Source organism: Mesorhizobium sp. M0296, from assembly GCF_040321675.1.
Lineage (GTDB): Bacteria > Pseudomonadota > Alphaproteobacteria > Rhizobiales > Rhizobiaceae > Mesorhizobium.
The window spans coordinates 22756-38190 of the sequence record NZ_JAMYRZ010000050.1; the positions used below are offsets into that span (position 1 = coordinate 22756).

General features: G+C 60.5%; 16 protein-coding genes. 4 read left to right on the forward strand and 12 right to left on the reverse strand.

From position 1 onward, the window contains the following. Nucleotides 1–1087: 1087 nt before the first annotated feature. The 9 genes from NKI97_RS31010 to NKI97_RS31050 form a co-directional block, all read right to left on the reverse strand. Nucleotides 1088–2563: an amidase gene (locus NKI97_RS31010; protein WP_352838152.1), complete on the reverse strand. Its 1476-nt coding sequence runs from the start codon at nt 2561–2563 to the stop codon at nt 1088–1090. Between the two features lie 23 nt (nt 2564–2586). Further along, complete coding sequence (locus tag NKI97_RS31015; RefSeq protein ID WP_352838154.1) at nt 2587–3546, reverse strand: cyclase family protein; 960 nt, start codon at nt 3544–3546, stop codon at nt 2587–2589. Further along, nucleotides 3543–4322 carry an ATP-binding cassette domain-containing protein gene (locus NKI97_RS31020; RefSeq protein WP_352838155.1) on the reverse strand — a complete coding sequence of 260 codons (780 nt, stop codon included), beginning with the start codon at nt 4320–4322 and terminating at the stop codon, nt 3543–3545. Before NKI97_RS31020 ends, NKI97_RS31015 begins: the two co-directional genes overlap by 4 nt. 3 nt (nt 4323–4325) lie before the next feature. Then, nucleotides 4326–5381: an ABC transporter permease gene (locus NKI97_RS31025; RefSeq protein ID WP_352838157.1), complete on the reverse strand. Its 1056-nt coding sequence runs from the start codon at nt 5379–5381 to the stop codon at nt 4326–4328. A gap of 67 nt (nt 5382–5448) precedes the next feature. Beyond that, entirely contained in the window at nt 5449–6381 is a 933-nt protein-coding gene (locus NKI97_RS31030; RefSeq protein WP_352838159.1) for a sugar ABC transporter substrate-binding protein, read from the reverse strand. A gap of 218 nt (nt 6382–6599) precedes the next feature. Beyond that, nucleotides 6600–6782, reverse strand: coding sequence for a hypothetical protein (locus NKI97_RS31035; protein WP_352838160.1), 183 nt, complete (start codon nt 6780–6782; stop codon nt 6600–6602). A 1828-nt stretch (nt 6783–8610) separates the two neighbouring features. Next, nucleotides 8611–8835 carry a hypothetical protein gene (locus NKI97_RS31040; RefSeq protein WP_352838162.1) on the reverse strand — a complete coding sequence of 75 codons (225 nt, stop codon included), beginning with the start codon at nt 8833–8835 and terminating at the stop codon, nt 8611–8613. Between the two features lie 28 nt (nt 8836–8863). Next, nucleotides 8864–9139, reverse strand: coding sequence for a hypothetical protein (locus NKI97_RS31045; protein WP_352648043.1), 276 nt, complete (start codon nt 9137–9139; stop codon nt 8864–8866). Between the two features lie 32 nt (nt 9140–9171). Continuing rightward, nucleotides 9172–9414 (reverse strand): hypothetical protein, encoded by a 243-nt coding sequence (locus NKI97_RS31050; protein WP_352838164.1) that lies wholly within the window; start codon nt 9412–9414, stop codon nt 9172–9174. Nucleotides 9415–9701: 287 nt separating this feature from the next. On the opposite strand from NKI97_RS31050, the gene NKI97_RS31055 reads away from it, so the two are divergent. The 3 genes from NKI97_RS31055 to NKI97_RS31070 all read left to right on the forward strand — a co-directional run bounded on the left by NKI97_RS31055 (nt 9702) and on the right by NKI97_RS31070 (nt 11917). Further along, nucleotides 9702–9944, forward strand: coding sequence for a hypothetical protein (locus tag NKI97_RS31055; protein ID WP_352838166.1), 243 nt, complete (start codon nt 9702–9704; stop codon nt 9942–9944). A gap of 750 nt (nt 9945–10694) precedes the next feature. Continuing rightward, nucleotides 10695–10937 carry a DUF982 domain-containing protein gene (locus NKI97_RS31060; protein ID WP_352450353.1) on the forward strand — a complete coding sequence of 81 codons (243 nt, stop codon included), beginning with the start codon at nt 10695–10697 and terminating at the stop codon, nt 10935–10937. A 740-nt stretch (nt 10938–11677) separates the two neighbouring features. Beyond that, the gene (locus tag NKI97_RS31070) at nt 11678–11917 is read left to right on the forward strand and encodes a DUF982 domain-containing protein (RefSeq protein WP_352838168.1); all 240 of its coding nucleotides are present in this window, start codon (nt 11678–11680) and stop codon (nt 11915–11917) included. A gap of 661 nt (nt 11918–12578) precedes the next feature. Here NKI97_RS31070 and NKI97_RS31075 read toward each other — a convergent pair. The 3 genes from NKI97_RS31075 to NKI97_RS31085 all read right to left on the reverse strand — a co-directional run bounded on the left by NKI97_RS31075 (nt 12579) and on the right by NKI97_RS31085 (nt 14662). Next, nucleotides 12579–13067, reverse strand: a complete 489-nt coding sequence (locus tag NKI97_RS31075) for a hypothetical protein (protein WP_352838170.1) — start codon at nt 13065–13067, stop codon at nt 12579–12581. Then, nucleotides 13057–13656, reverse strand: a complete 600-nt coding sequence (locus NKI97_RS31080) for a cupin domain-containing protein (protein ID WP_352838172.1) — start codon at nt 13654–13656, stop codon at nt 13057–13059. The genes NKI97_RS31075 and NKI97_RS31080 overlap by 11 nt, the downstream gene beginning before the upstream one ends. Nucleotides 13657–14143: 487 nt before the next feature. After that, entirely contained in the window at nt 14144–14662 is a 519-nt protein-coding gene (locus tag NKI97_RS31085; protein ID WP_352838174.1) for a hypothetical protein, read from the reverse strand. Between the two features lie 117 nt (nt 14663–14779). Between NKI97_RS31085 and NKI97_RS31090 the strand changes: the two genes are divergently transcribed. After that, nucleotides 14780–15166, forward strand: coding sequence for a hypothetical protein (locus tag NKI97_RS31090; RefSeq protein WP_352838176.1), 387 nt, complete (start codon nt 14780–14782; stop codon nt 15164–15166). Nucleotides 15167–15435 lie beyond the last annotated feature (269 nt).

The window sequence follows — 15435 nt, forward strand, 5'->3', positions numbered from 1 at the left end:
GGGCCTTCAAACGCTTGCTTCGCCGCCACGCTGCGATCCTCCCGTAAGCGCCGAGAAGGCGTCACAACCGAAACCACAGGAGATCAGACCATGTCTCGTTCGTTTGGAATGGATACCCGCCCGTCCTCGACCGACTGGGCAGTGATAGTTCGCGGGCCAAGCAAAGCCGAGGTGCTTGCCCATATCGCGAAGACTCACACATACGCGAGCACCCTGAATCGGCACGGCCGCGAAAAAACCACATGAGGGCTTGTTGCGGCGGGAGTGCCGATCGGCCCCCTCGACAACACTTGTCGGAATAATGTTTTCGGTCGACGTCCAGCCAGGCAAAGAAGACCGCGCCCGAACACGTCCGGCGAATGTCGGGATTTTCGCTCGACGCCTGCTTCGAGGAGCCAGCCCGCACTCGGGAATGACCGCATTACGATCAACTTGCGTCGTGCCCGGTCTTGCCCAAAATTCCCGGAGATGCTCGGCGCCCAACCTGAGATTGCCGCTCTGTCCGGTTTCAACTCGGTCACCCGAGTTGGAGGTGGTGGCTCCAACGCCGAGGTCGTCGACCGACACGCCTGCCACAGAAGTCGATGTGGTCGCGCTGGATGACCTCGCAGTCAGGTTGGCAACGGCCTACCAAGCTGCTTCGCCAGCTATTCGCTAGTCGGGCCAGTTCTCATCCCGTTATCCGCCTGTTCGCTTCTCGGGTTCGCGGTGGGTTTCCGACGTACGCCCGCCGATGCGAGCTCAGTCGACGAGGTGAATACTGTTATCAGAGGAGCTGATGTGGGCTGCTGACTCAACGTAACATATGGCGGGCTTTGCTTAGCACGCCGACCAGTCCGGTAAAGGGGGGTCTGCCTCTGCGATTACTTAGTTCAGGCAAGTATGTATCAGCCCGCACTTGCGGGCCGATATCAGCGTATCAGCGGCCGTGGAACTCGAAATCCCAGCCGACGGCCGAAGAGAGCGGCGGAAAGCTGATGTGCGAGGGAGATCGGTTCCCCCTTGAGGCCTATTTTTACGCCAACAGCCTGAACCCATCCTTCTCTCAGATTTATGGGTTCACGACCTAGGGTATTCCGACACCCAACTATCCAGCGAGCCCCGGATAGCTTAGGAACCAGGGCTGCATGCGTTCGAACTGAGCGGCCATCGCCAGAACGGTTTCGTCGGCGTGCCGCCGCCCGATGATCTGCAGGCCGACCGGCAGGCCCCGCGCCGTAAGGCCGGCCGGAACCGAAATCGCCGGGTGGCCGGTATAGTTGATCGGATAAGTCATGCACCAGCCGATCAGCGGATCGACCGCCTCGCCATTGATCGATGTCGGCCCGATCGTGTTGCCGTCCGTGGCATTCTTGACGGGCGGAACGGCCAGCGTCGGCGAGACGATCAGGTCATGGGTTTCGAATACATCCTCGAGGCCGTCATGGACGCCGGTGCGCAAAAGATCGTTGAGCGCATGGTCGATGGCGGACACCTTGTAGCCGCCCTCCAGCATGGCGAGGAACTGCGGGGTGAGCACCTTGGCGTGCTTGCCCATCAGGTCGATGTCCTCCTGTTTCAAGTACACGGCGATGGCAGCATAGTGGATCGAGATCGTGCGCACCCAAAGCGCCGCCAGTTCCTTGTGATCGGCCCTGAAATCGAGCTCGACCTCATCAACCTCAATGCCATGTCCTCGCATGACATCGACGGCACGGGCAACGACGTTGGCGACCTCAGCGTCGACCGGGAAATTGCCTAGTCGCGGGCTGTAGGCGACGCGCAGTTTCGGCGTCCACCCGGCAACGGCGCCGACATAGTCGACGCCGTCATCCGCCAGGCAGAACGGGTCGCGGTTGTGTGGCCCGGCCATGATCTTGGTCATCAGCGCGGCGTCCGCAACGGTGCGGGTCAGCGGTCCGATATGGACCAGAGGATGTCCCCACAGGAAGGCGTCGGGGCGAGTCACCGAAGGAATGCGGCCGAAAGAGGGCTTGAAGCCGACGGTGCCGCTGAACGAGGCGGGGATGCGGACCGAACCACCGCCGTCCGTGCCTTGCGCCAGGGCCGCCATGCCGTCGGCGACCGCTGCCGCACTGCCGCCGGACGAGCCGCCGGAATTGTAGCCGATCGCGAAGGGCGTGCTGGTCGGCCCGAAGCGCAGATTGTCTGTGATGCCCTTATGGCCGAACTCCGGCGTGTTGGTCTTGCCGAGCACGATGGCGCCTGCGTCGAGCAGGCGCTCGACCGCCACGGCACTTGTTTTGGGCACCCGGTCGTGCACCACCCACGATCCCATCGAGGTCGGCACGCCGGCCATATCGTCGAGGTCCTTGATGCCGACGGGGACGCCATGCAGCGGTCCAAGCGGACCGCCTGCCATCACGGCCTTTTCGGCGGCCCGCGCAGCTTCCATCGCCTGGTCGCCAAGAACCAGCGTATAGGCGTTGACCACCGGGTTGCGCGCCTCGATGCGGCGCAGATAGGCCTCGGTCACTTCGACCGGCGACAGGTCGCGGCGCCGGATGCGCTGGGCCAGTTCCGTGGCCGGCAGGAAACAGATCTGGTCGTCTGCAGAAGTCATAAGCCGTTCCACCTTGTTGGGTGCTATTTGATGAACACTGGATTTGCCGCGCCGCCGGTGCCCTTGCTCACTTTGACCGGACTGGCGCAGTAGAAGCCTTCGTAGCGGCGGTCCGAGGCACAGTCGGCGGCCAGCAGGTCGAGCGATGCCATTTCGGTGAACGCCACGCCCAGATTGCGCATCAGCGCGGCGTGCAGAACCAGCATCAACCCGGTCTCGGGCTCGTAGGTTGTCTCGTTGGCCAGTGTGTCGGTAACTAGACAGGGGATCTGCATCTCGTCGAACCAGCGCACGAGGTCGAGGCTGAAGGTCAGTCCGGGTTCCCAATATCCATCGCCGACGCGCTGGCTTCCCGCCGCCAGTGCGCCGACCCAGCCGGTGCGAACGAGAAGGATGCTGCGCGGCAGGATATCGACCGCCTGGGCCCGGGCGCATTCCATGAGGTCGCGATGCGTGAATGTTTCAGCGCGCTCCAGGACCGGTTTGCCGCGGAACCGGGCGATATCGAGCAGCACGCCGTGTCCGACGATCCCACGCTCCGCGATCGGCATGATGCTGGCCTTGGTCATGCCGCCATTGGTACTGCTTGCCGCGAAGCCGTTCCAAAGCGTGTCGTCGAACCACATGTGGCCGAGCGCGTCGCAATGCGTGCCGGCCTGTGCGAAGCCGGTGACATAGTCGTCTGCGAATTCGAGGCCGCCGGCAAGCGGCTGCCAGTGGCCGTTCTCGAAGCCGGCCTTGTCGGCGACCATGAAGTGCTTCGCCGGCCAGCGGCCGGGAAAGACGGCATCCCCCTGGGAGGTCGCGACCGGCACGCCGAGGGTGAAGGTGCGGCCGTCCCGCACCGACGCCAGACCGCGCTTGACCTCGTCGGCGGTCAGATAGTTAAGCGCTCCGATCTCGTCGTCGGCACCCCAATGGCCCCAGCGGCTCGGCGCATCCGCGAGCAGCCGGCGCAGCGTCATCGTTTCACTCGGACTCATGCGCCCGCCTGCGCGGTCGCCGGCTGCCTGGCGCCGGTGATGTAAGCAACAACCTCCTCCATATTGGTGCCGGAACTGGCGAGATCGGCGACCTTGCGGCCCCTGCGCATCACCACCACGCGGGTGCACACCTGCCAGAGATGATCGAGATTGTGGGTAACCATGATGATCGTTAGCCCCTGGGCGCCGAGTCGTTTGATGAGGTCGAGCACCTCACGGGATTCGCGCACGCCGAGCGCTGCGGTGGGCTCGTCGAGCAGCAGCAGCTTGTGGCCCCAAAAGGCACCGCGCGCGATCGCCACCAATTGGCGCTGGCCGCCGGACATGCGATCCACCGGTTTGCTGCGCACCCCGGGGATATCGATGTGTAGTTCCTCGAGGCCGCGCATCGCGATGTCGCCCATCGATTTGCGGCGGATCCAGCGCAGCAGCGCCGGGCCGCGGCCAAGCGCAATCTCGCGGCCGAGAAAGAAGTTTTCGGCGGCAGTGAACGTGCCGATCAGCGACAGGTCCTGATAGACCGTCTCGATGCCGAGGCGTTGCGCTTCGGACGGCGGCGACAACTTTTGCGGCCGCCCTTCGAGGATCACGTCGCCGGAAGTCGGGTCATGCGCGCCGGCCAGGATTTTGATCAGCGTCGACTTGCCGGCACCATTGTCGCCAACGAGGCCGAGTATGTCGCCCCTGGCGATGTCCAGCGAAACGTCATCGAGTGCCTGGATGCCGCCGAAGCTGCGGCAGATCCGGCGCAGGCTGAGCAGCATCTTCTGCGCCATGGCCTATCCCCTCGCATAGCGGCGGCCAATACCGCCGAGCGCTACGGCGACGACGAGAAGGCAGCCGGTGAACAGGAACTGCGTGAAGATCGGCGCGCCGATCATGGCCAGCCCATTGTTGCCGACGGCGACCGTCAGCACGCCGATCAAGGTGCCGAGGATATGGAACTGACCCTCTCGCAGCGCCGCCGAACCGAGGAAGGCGGCCGAAAACGACGTCAGCATGAAGCTGTCACCCGCCGTCACCTGGCCGGAGCCGAGATTGGAGGCCATCAGCACGCCACCGATAGCAGCACAGGTGCTGGCGATGGCGAAGGCAACGATGCGGCTGCGATCGACGGCGACGCCGGCGCGGCGCGCTGATTCCGGGCTGACGCCGATGGCCTTGATGTGTTGGCCCTGCACTGTTCGGTTGAGGATCACCCACAGCAGCGCAAGCACGACAGCCATGATGATGACGAGGTGCGGCACTCCGGCAATCCGGCCGATCGCGATATTTGTGAATTCGCGCGACTGGGTGAGCTGCAGCGGAATTCCGCCCGAATAGGCGTAGTTCAGCCCGACGACGATGGTGCCCGTGCCAAGCGTGGCAATGAAGGCGTTCACCCCGATCTTCGAAACGACAATGCCGTTGACAATGCCGATGACCGTTCCGAGGCCGACGACAAGGAAGATGGCGGGTAGGATCGGCAAGCCACTGCTGCTCAACAGCCCGACCACGAGAAGCCCGCAGAAACTCGCGACATAGCCGATACTGAGGTCGAAATCACCGGCGACGAGTGGCACGGTGAGGCCGGCCGCGACAATGGTGCCGATCGCCATGTCGTTTACGATATTGCGAAAATTGCCGATGGTTGCGAAGGTCCCCGGCTCCAGCACCGAGAAGATCCCCAGCATCGACGCCAGCACGATGATGGTGCCATAGGTCCCAAGCAGGCGCATGAGCAACGCGCGCCGCTGTCGGGCACTGGGCGAGGCATAGCCGGTCTGCGTTGACGGCAGGACGCGGGGCGCCTCTGCCGGAGCGTGGGTTTCGGGCAGGGAATGATCAGCGGACATGGCGGCTCTCATGACAGCACTCCGGCCCGGCCAGGCAAGTCCGGCCCAGACCCACAATCAGGAGAGCTTACTGCGGATTGTCCTTGATGAACTTGTCGACGTTCTCTTTGGTGACGAGCGTATAGCCTGGCACGAAGGATTTGGGCTTCCACTGGTCGCCGGCTGCCAGGATGTCGGGAATCTGATCGACTAGCATTTTGCCTGCCGAAGTCAGATCGACACCGAGCGTGGCGGTCATCGTCCCGTCCTTGACAGCCTGGACAGCGGGCGCCGTGGCGTTGAACGAATAGACCTTCACGTCGCTGCGGCCGTTCTGCTTCAGCGCCGCGATCGCACCCATGGCGTTGTCGTCATAGCAGTTGAAGATGGCGAACGGCCCCTTGGCGTTGGCATTGGCTGCAAGCCAGGCGCTGGTCGCGGCCTGCGAGGATTCGGCAGCACCCGGGATGCTGATCTCGTGCGAGCTCGCCTTGAGCCCCGGATTTGCCTTGACCGCCGCATCGAAGGCGTCGGCTCGTTCGCGGCACGGAATGCCGGGATGGTAGGTGAGGTCGAGTACAGTTCCGGACTTGCCGATGTCCTTCAGCATCAAGTCGATCAGCGGTTGCGCAGCACCGGTACTTGCAGATAGCGCGATCCCGTCTGCCATGCCGCCGCCGGCCGAAAGCACGGGGATCTTTGCGTCCGCCGCCGCCTGGAGCCCGGCCGCCAGGCCCGTCGAATCGAAGACCGTGACGATGATGGCGTCCGCCTTCTTGGTTGCCAGCTGCTTGATGCTGGTGATCGCTTGCGAAGGATCGCCATTGGCATTGAGCGTTTCCACCGACCAGCCCTTGGACTTGGCTTCCTGGCTCATCGTGTCGACCATCTGGTTTGTGTCGACGTCGGATGTCGAGAAGGTGACGATGCCGATCGTCAGCTTGTCATTCGCGGCGAGGGCGGCCGACGTGAAGGATGCTGCGACGAGCGCTGCGGTCGAGAGTTTCTGAAAGCGATTCACTGTGCGTATCCCCTGTTGACGGAGTGTTCCGGCTCACCTCCAGACCGCGCAGCAGCCCAGCTTGGCGCCATCTACAGGTCGTCACAGTCAGTCTGTTTGTTCGTGCGAGCCACGTACTAACTATAGGCACAAGCTCTTATGCCGCGCAACGGCTAATTTCAACCGACTTTGGTGACTCGAGGTTCAATCGCTGTGGGGCTCTTGGGGCAAGCGCGCAGCTAGGCCGCCTTCTTGATCTCCGCGACCTGAACGCCCAGTCGGAACGCCTGACCGTCTGCAAACGAACGCGCGTAGCTCTCAGATGTAAAAGGGACCGTGGTGGTGATGCCGTTGACCGTCACGCGAACCGACCACTCTTTGTCCCTAATGATTTCAACGGCATGTTGCTCATGGGCAGCCATGCATTCCTCCCAGAATCTTCCGTTGAGGATGGGAAGATAGCGTCGTAAAACTGGTTTGCATGCAAATAATCCGACACCGCGACGTCGAAATGCCGAAACACGCACAGCTAGGCTCGTTCCTAGGCGAGGTTGAAAAGTGCGGTGGCAGTCTCTTCAGCCGTCCAGCCTTGCTCGATGCAAGAGGACGCCAGAGCGGCGTACACGCCGTCGAGGGCGACTGCGCAGTTCACGCTCCTGTCCGGGCTGCCCTGAGAGAGAAGGGGCGGTTCGACGTGTGCTGTTTGGGACATGCAGAATAATTGGCGGAGTGCCAGAAAGTTCCTCCGCACTCGCGCTTCGCACCGCGGTCCCGCCCACAGCGTCTTGCCTAGGGGACTTTGCGGCGTGATTCGCTCGCGTTCGAATTGAGAGCGACCTTGGATTGAACACGCGGATTACCAGGCGGACAAAAAAGCCCCGGCACTGGGTCGTTGCGCCGGGGCTTTGGGCACGTACAAGCTACACCAACATGTCCGTTTATGAACGTGCGCTAATAAAGTAAAAAAACGATGAACCAGGCATAGGCGGAAGGGCGCACGCTCAAAGCTGGGGTGAAGCGGCAATATCAGTGATGACAAGTTGCGCACCCTGATTGTTCCACCTAGCTTTCGACCGAACGAGGGGACGAGGATGCCGGCTGTGTTGATTTGCCAAGATGATGTACTCCGTCACCGCTCATGCCGATGAAGGGAGCCGGCTCGAACCGCAAATCTCGAAATATCTAGTGATGGCCACTGGGACCCCGCACCTTCGGGGATTCGAAGCTGATTTTCAGGTGGTGCTAAGCAAGGCCGGCAAGGTGGAGACGATCACCGTTATGCTAGTATGCTCATACATCGCGCTTTGCTCTGAGTGGCGGCCCAGCAGCTTGGGTTAGGGGGGCCGCTGGGCCTGACCAGCGAGCGTTCGGGAATGCTCGACTGGCTGGTTAGCATATTAGATAAATCTAATGTAATTGAACCATGCGAACGAAGTACGCGGCGGTAAGAAAGTGGCTGGCACGATTCACTTACCGCGCGCTTTTGCCTTGGGTTCTGGCGAGCTTTCGGACGGGTTTGCAGCCAATTTTGCAGATCGCCGATCTGTTACCCACAGGGACGTTTTCCTCGCCACCAAATCGTCACGATCGCCCTCAGCGGTCGCTCGGCTATGCATCGCAGCTATGGCGTAGTCGGCTCTGTTGGTTCGATAGTCTTCTTTTTGGACAGTCATCGTTTGCTCCCAGTTTCATAGCCCCTCTTTTGCCCTGGCGGGGAGATTAACTGCCGGTGCATTACGCGAGTCAATCGATTAAACGATCACTCCGCAGTCGCGAGGGCGGGAAGCAGGCCGACAATTTTAACGTTGGAACGGCTTACAGAGTGCCGGCAACACACCCGCCCTTTCGTCGGGCTGCGTTGATCGCGTCCATGTTGCCCTTCAGCTCGATCTTGGCTTCATGTGCCTTGATATCTGTGTTGTCGATCATGCTGCCAACGGCAAGCCAAGCCAAAACACGCCGTCCACGTCATGGCGGGCGGTTCTGTCTTGTACCCATTATCGGCGCCAGGTCGGAACTCGTTCGGTAAAGTTCGGCTTCCAACTGGCTGCAGGACTTGCCCGCGTATACGCTGTACGAAACCAGCATGGACTTGATGTCGGCTGGGCGAGTAGCGCAGCCCGACAAAACGCCGATGGCCTACAAACGCACATAACCTGATTTTCATGCTTCCCCCCAAAATGCCCGCGGCGAGCAGGCGCTGAGGGCGGGACGAACTCTATGTACCTTGACGGCATGCGGAATATATTCCTATTTTGCGGGATGCCGCACCCTCGCCGACACGAAGCCGTTTCCGAATATCACCTCGCCAAAATTGAACGACAGGCGTGGCTTCTGACGGTAGAACTCCGCGACGCGCAGTTGTCGCTCAAGCCATTTGGCGAGCATTGGGAAGCGATCGACCATCTGCATCGGGACATAAAGCGGGCGCTCAATCTGCTTAACAATAGGCCGGCGGACTACGAAGAGCCGCATTTCGCGCCCATGTCGCGAGGGTGAAGAACTAGCCTGTAAGTTTAGTGAAGTCGTGGCGCCGCGCGCGAACATGTGCCAGCAAATTCGTTTCGTTTACGACCCCTGATTGAAAGAGATTCAGCGTGGTCGAGGCCAGAATCTGACCGTCTATCGGGGTGCTGTACCATTTGGCGTCGGCGGTTACCTGGTCGACAACCCGCTGGCAGATCGCCCGATCTTTAGGTCTAAGGAACTGACTGTTCAGTGCTCGTAGCATCTCGACGCCTTGAAACGGGGAGTCACCTGTCTCCCGCGCGATACCCATGCGTGGTCTCCGAGCATGGATCCTAAACGCATTCAGACAGAAAATTGCCATTCGTTTGAGTGGTACCGATGTCGCGTGGATAAGCGGCGGTCCGCGAGCTGATCCACCATGTCGCGCAGCGGCTTCTTGGGTTTTGGCGTCCTGTACTTCTCGACCAGCCTGAGCTTGTCGATGTCGATCGTCACCAGCGGTCCCAGATCGACGGTCACCCTGCCGCCTTGCTCGTCTATGCGCGTGATCTCTCCGGTAAGCTCGATCTGCTGCCCCTTCTTCACCTTGGTATGATCGATGATCGAATGCGGAAAGCTATAGCTCGGGATGGAACGCTGACGTGGTCCTCATTGACCCGTCTGCGGACTGTGGCTGTGATCGCCACCACGTCACCAATACCTATGCCCCGCGCCATTCCATGAGTCTGGTGCGCTCGGCGCCTTACTCAAGATATTGCCAATTATGGATGAGCCCGCTTCCTCCAATCGATGGATGAAGCCGATCGTCGGCCGGTGCTACTTTGATGCATCGCGCGACTTACCCGACAAGAGCTGGCTCCAGGGGCAAAAATATGAGCAAGACGACTCTCACTGCTATCGCAATCCTCGCGATCAGTGTCGGCTGTGCCGAAGCCAAGGACCGTAAGGTCGAAACCGCGACCTTGGGCACGTACGCCAATTCGAAGAACCTGCCGGTTTGTACCGCGTCAAGCTCACTCTTCGAAGTCCTCGGTGATAAATGTTTTCTCGTCACAGGTTCGATGATCTATGGCGACATCGCCGAACTCTCCCGGACAATCACTTTGAGTTGGTAGCCGAAGCAACAACCTCCCAGCGCGGCCTCCACTCTCCGGTATGAAGTTGCCCTTGCAGGTGCTGCCGCGCCCCAGATATCGACCCAGTCTTCACGCGTCGCCAATACCGGCGCAATCCCCAGTCACCACGGGCCTCTCCAAAATTCTTATGCCGTCCGTACCTGCGGTCGAGCGTGTCGCGCCAACACAGCAGCGCCTCTGCATCGTTTGGGCAACCCAACGCATAGCTTCCGGTCCGGAAACTCGCTTACGCGTCTCATCGTCCATTCGGCAGTGGAAAATTAGGCCGATTTGGCAGTGCTCAGATTCGCGTAGCCGTCCTGTGTTCCGCTCGGAGAGGATGGCGAGTGGTTGCGGCAACTGCGCCTCAAGCTGGCTGGCGACCGCCGTCTGCAGCGTGCTGCTGCGGAGCAGCGCTGACGCTGCGTTCGTCCGGACCGTCGCAAGACCGGCTTGATTGTATCGAACCTGAAACAGACCAACGCCGGCCCAACCTACACCTGAAACCAAAAGACAATATCGATGACCTCCAACAGCTACGCTCCCAAGGGTTCAAGCGCCTGCAAACATTGACCATGCCACTTTCGCTATCGCCGCTTGGATGATGACGGCGGCATCAATTTCATGGAGCAAGCTTTGCCGCCAGGGGGTTTTGCCCGATGGCCGCGACCAGGCTCGTGCATACCTCGATCACCATCACCAAGACCCTGCGAGGCGCGGAAGAGGCAAGCCGCCCTGTGAGGTCGCTTCATGGCTCTCCACTGGTTCAACCCTCCGGTCCCCGTCAAGACCGAGCGTCCCGGGATCATCCACAACGTCAACAACGCCGAGACAGCCGGCGAGGAGCTGATGAAGTGGACCAAGCGTGGCCCTTGCTGGGACCTCGCGGTGCGCGTTTGCATGGCCGTGATTTTCGACGAGATGGAACCTGAGGAGGCCCGCAAGGCATTCCTGGCTGCTGCAAAAGAGGAGGGGACATTACTCCCCCAATGAGAACTAGCTAAATTGGATGCGGTATAAGGTTCTAGGTGTCTATTACCAACACCGCCTTCGCGAAAGGAGCCCGCCGCCGGTGAGGGAGAGGCGACGGACCCCCCCACAGCGGCTGCACATCCACGAAGAATCCCGCTGCCACCTCTAAACCCGCGAGGGCCTAGATCGTTCCCTTAGCTGCGGCTAAAGCGGGGTTGGTCGGCGGGCTCTTGCCGCTCTAAGTTCCCCCTTATGGGTCCTCTCTGGTTCTCTCCACCGGTCTACGTGAAGACGAAACGTCCGGGCATTCGCAATGGGGTCAGCCACGTCGAGGGAGCCGCCGAAGAACTGATGACATGGGACACAAAGGGCCCGAGGTGGACGAAAGCGGTCCAATCCTGCGTCGACGCGTTCCAGGGCAGGGTGTCCCCCCCATGAGGTCCGTGAAGCCTTTGAGGCGGCTGCCAAGGAGGCCAACGTGTATCTCTCCCCTGAGTAGGAGGTATCATGGCGCCCATCTGGTTCGTCCCGCCGGTGTTCGTGAAGACTGAAAGCGGTCTCAGGCATGGCTGCAACAATGCGAAGGAAGCCCTTGAGCAGCTCAAGATGTGAACCCGGCGAGGGCCTCGCTGGCACAAGGCGGCGACCCTCTGCCTGTCAGCCTTGGAGGGCGATTCGATTGACCCCCACATAATACGAAAGGCCTTTGAGGCTGCCGCCAAGGAGGCCAAGATGTATCTCTCCCCTGAGTAGGAGTTGTCATGGTAACCCATTGGTTCTCCCCTCCGGTGTACGTCAAGACCGACCGACCTGGGGTCACCTACGGGTGCAACAACGTCGAGGGCGCCGCCGAGGAACTCATGAAGTCGACCAAGATGCGACCTAAGTGGAGGAAGGCTGTGCAACTGTGCGCCGACGCCTTTCAGGACCGTGTGACTCCGGAAGAGGTCCGTCAGGCTTTCGAGGCTGCTGCCAGGGAGGAGGGGGTGCTCCGTGAGTAGCAGGCCGGTGCCCATGGCTATGTTGGGAAGGACCCGCTAGGCTGTCTAATGCTGACCAAGTCCGCGCTGCATCGGAGCTGCTCTGGGCGAGGTACTTGGCGTCAATGGGGCACGTCGAGTAATCGAAACATGGGTTTCGACGAGAAGATCAAAAGCCTACGCACATTGGGTCGTGTGGACTCTTGGGATTCCCAGGGCTGAGCAAATCAGATTCAAGGCTGTCTTTTGGAGGCAGCCATGGGAATTATGGATCGTCTGATCCTCCGCGATGACCAGTGGGTGCGCACATCCGACCTTCCAGCTTCTCAAATTAAGCGCCAATCCCGAAGCCAGTTTCCGTAAGGATCGCCCGTCGTGGCATTGCCTATCAGTGCAACAACATCGAACGGGCCGCCGAGCGGCTGTTGCACAGGACCAAGCAGTGTGGCCCCAAATGGCTCAGCGCAGTGCAGCTCTGCCATGCATGCCTTGATCGATAAACGCGAAGTAGTCGCGGGGCGTTTCTCGAAGCGGCCAAGGAACAGGGAAACCTACTGCCTCCTTAGCATCTGCGACTGAAGCCCTACTTTCGGCCGGGCACGAAACTAACAAAGACCATCGTCGGCTCTGCAGCGAGGCGGCGGTCATAGAACTGGCAAGCGAGGACCATTGGCCTGTCCGACTATCGTTGTGCCTTCAGCAGACGCTCGAGCGTTGAAAAGTCACTCATGTCGCGGTAGGGCGTCAGGTCAAGATCCTTGGGGATCTTCTTGAGCTTCTCTTCGGAGATCGGTTTTTCGTTCTTTTTGTTGACGGCCTGGTAAGCGGACCAGCCAACACCCGCCGCCTTCACGGCCTCGCGTTCGGCTCGAAGGGCGATTTGATGCGCGTGCAGATAATGAAGCCCGAGTTCGTCTAGGAGCGCCTTTTCAACGATCTCGTGCGTTAGCAGGAATGGGGCAAGCCGGACTTTGGCGGATTTCCAATCCATAGTGCGAGGCATATGGCGATCGATATAAATCGTCCTGCCATCTTTGCTGTAGCCAGCAATGTAGGGGATATCGAAATCATGAACGATCTTCACTCGACGATGCAGCGCCCGCACAGCGTCATTCAGTACATCATCGTCCAACTCTTCGGAAACGTGGCGGACTTCATCTTCAAGCTTCATTTTTTCCACACTGACACAAGCGGCGCTTTGCTCCCATAGACCGGGTCCTTCCGTGAACGGCCAACTTGGGAATCGTTCGTAATGCCCGCTCATGTTCCTGCGCTGTCGTGCATTCGTCATAAGCGCCGGATGCGGGATAAGCGCCGACCACCAGGAAACCAGCAGACTCGGAGAGACATTGGTGACCGGTGCCGGCCGGAAGAACTGCCATGTCGCCGGCCTTCAAGGACAATGTACGGCCCCTGTTGCCCCCGAACCGAACCTTGCCGGTTCCGTGCGCAACCCCAAGCACTTCATTTTTGCGGGAATGGTAATGAACGTAGTGGTAGATGCCGTCCCGCCAGCCGCTACTCCAGCCATTGGCCTCGAAAAGCGCTTCCAGCACGGCTGCGGAGTCAAATTGTTCCACCGAGGCGCCACGATAGACGACAAATGGCCAGAAGGGGTGGTTCGGCACGAGGCCGTCATCCTTGAACCGAAATTCGAATGGCTTGTTCACCTTCGCAAATTCGGCGAGTTCTTGCTTTCTCGGTCGCGCGATACCCGTCGCCTGCTCGGTAGCTTTCTTCAGGCTCTCAAGAATGCCCACGGCGAATCCTTGCGCTGGACGAGACGTCAGACACAGCAGCGGGGAAAGCCTCCCGCTCTGGTCTCAACAAATCTCAACCAGCGACACCGCACTTTGTTCCTTTTGCCGAACGGCCGCTATTGAGCTGCGACCGCGAGGAGGACGAAAGTCAGAGAAGCGCCCGCATGTCGGCCGCTCAGCTTGTGCCTGCCGGAGTTGAACGAGAATTGTCTGGCGGTGCTGCGCCGGAAGGCATTCGCGTCCTCCCCGTTCTTGGATTCTAGGACCGGGCGATACCTTCGACCAATTTCCGCCGCCGATGCAGCGGAAACGCGCTTATGTTTGAATCATCGATCACCTCACCCGGATCGCCCAGGCGCAAAGTACGGATGCGACAGTGACATTCCGCAGCCAGAACGGCCTTGTGCGGCTCTCGGAGCTTAAGAAGGTCGATGCTTAAGGCGTACCCCTATGAATGCCTCGCGGTGATGCTCCCGCCCGGCGCCACTCATCGCAGCGCGAGGCGCCTAAAGACGTCCTTCTTCTCCCTTTTGCGGTTCCGCCGCCGCTCCGTCCGCAGCACGCTCCACGCCACCGTTTTCTTGACCAGGGCCAGCAGATCGCGCTTGGTGCCGTGCGGCAGAGACACGACCTGTCTGCGAGTTCCATACTGTCGCGCGCTTCCTCCGGCGTGCCGCCCCATAGATGCGGGGCAGCGCTGAACAGCATTTCCATCGGCATGAATCCGAGGATTTCGCACACGCAAGGCGCTTGGCAGCGCCGTCTTAACGAGGCCGGACGATGGGCGGCCGAACGGGTGATGAAAGCCATTGCCGCCGAGGGCGCCGCGTGAGCGGCGCCCCATGATCGAAGCGAAGTCGGAGCAATCACCATGACCACGGACCACGGCCAGAATGGCGATCCGTTCGTTGGTGGCGATGCCGAGGGGAAATAATCGATCGAAATGCCTCGCGAGATGCGATCGCCGCGGTCGCCCTAGCCCTGCCCCTAGCTGGAACGCATCCAACGTTACCATCCATCCTGACATGAACGCGCCGGCAGTCATGCTACTGTGGAAGCGCAGCTGGCCGATCCTACGACATCGTTCTGGCAGCCTGCCGTGAAGTGAAGAGGAGAGTTCACCATGTCCAGGATCAATCGCCGCGCCTTGCTTCTCAACGCCGCCAGCGCCGTTTTCGCCTCGACGGTTGCGGCATCGGCTTTCGCCACAAAGCCGCGACGGGAGGACCGGGAACCATCCCGCGATCTGCGGGCGCTGATCAACACGCACAAGGCAATGTACGCTGCGTTCGCCAAGGCGATCCACGAAATGGATCGCAGTAATCACGACCACGACAGAGCCAGCCGGGCTGAGGAAAGGGCGCTGCTGGCTGTATGCGCCTATCCTGCGGTCAGGGAAGGTGATCGCCGGGCCAAGGCACGATATCTTTTGAAGATCGAGGCGCGCGGTGAGCTCGACCTGGCAGAGCACATGCAGGCTCTTCTCCGCTCGACGATGTGGAAAGGATAGGACCGGCTTCCCCGTCGTGTAGGAGTCCGCCTCCTTAATGCGCCAAAGACCGGATCGCGTCCATGGTTGAGAGGTTCGCGTTGAAATAGCGCTAACGGAGAACAAACGCTGATTTGGTGGCGATCATTATGATCGCTGCTGGGTCAATAGCAGTCAACTCTGCCGGCTGTGGAACGAGCAAGGAGCGCCAATTGCCGACCTTTCCGGCGCTTCTCCGAAGCTGACGTTCGCGGTGCGGCCGGAATGCCGCCGAACCTGCCGACATCATA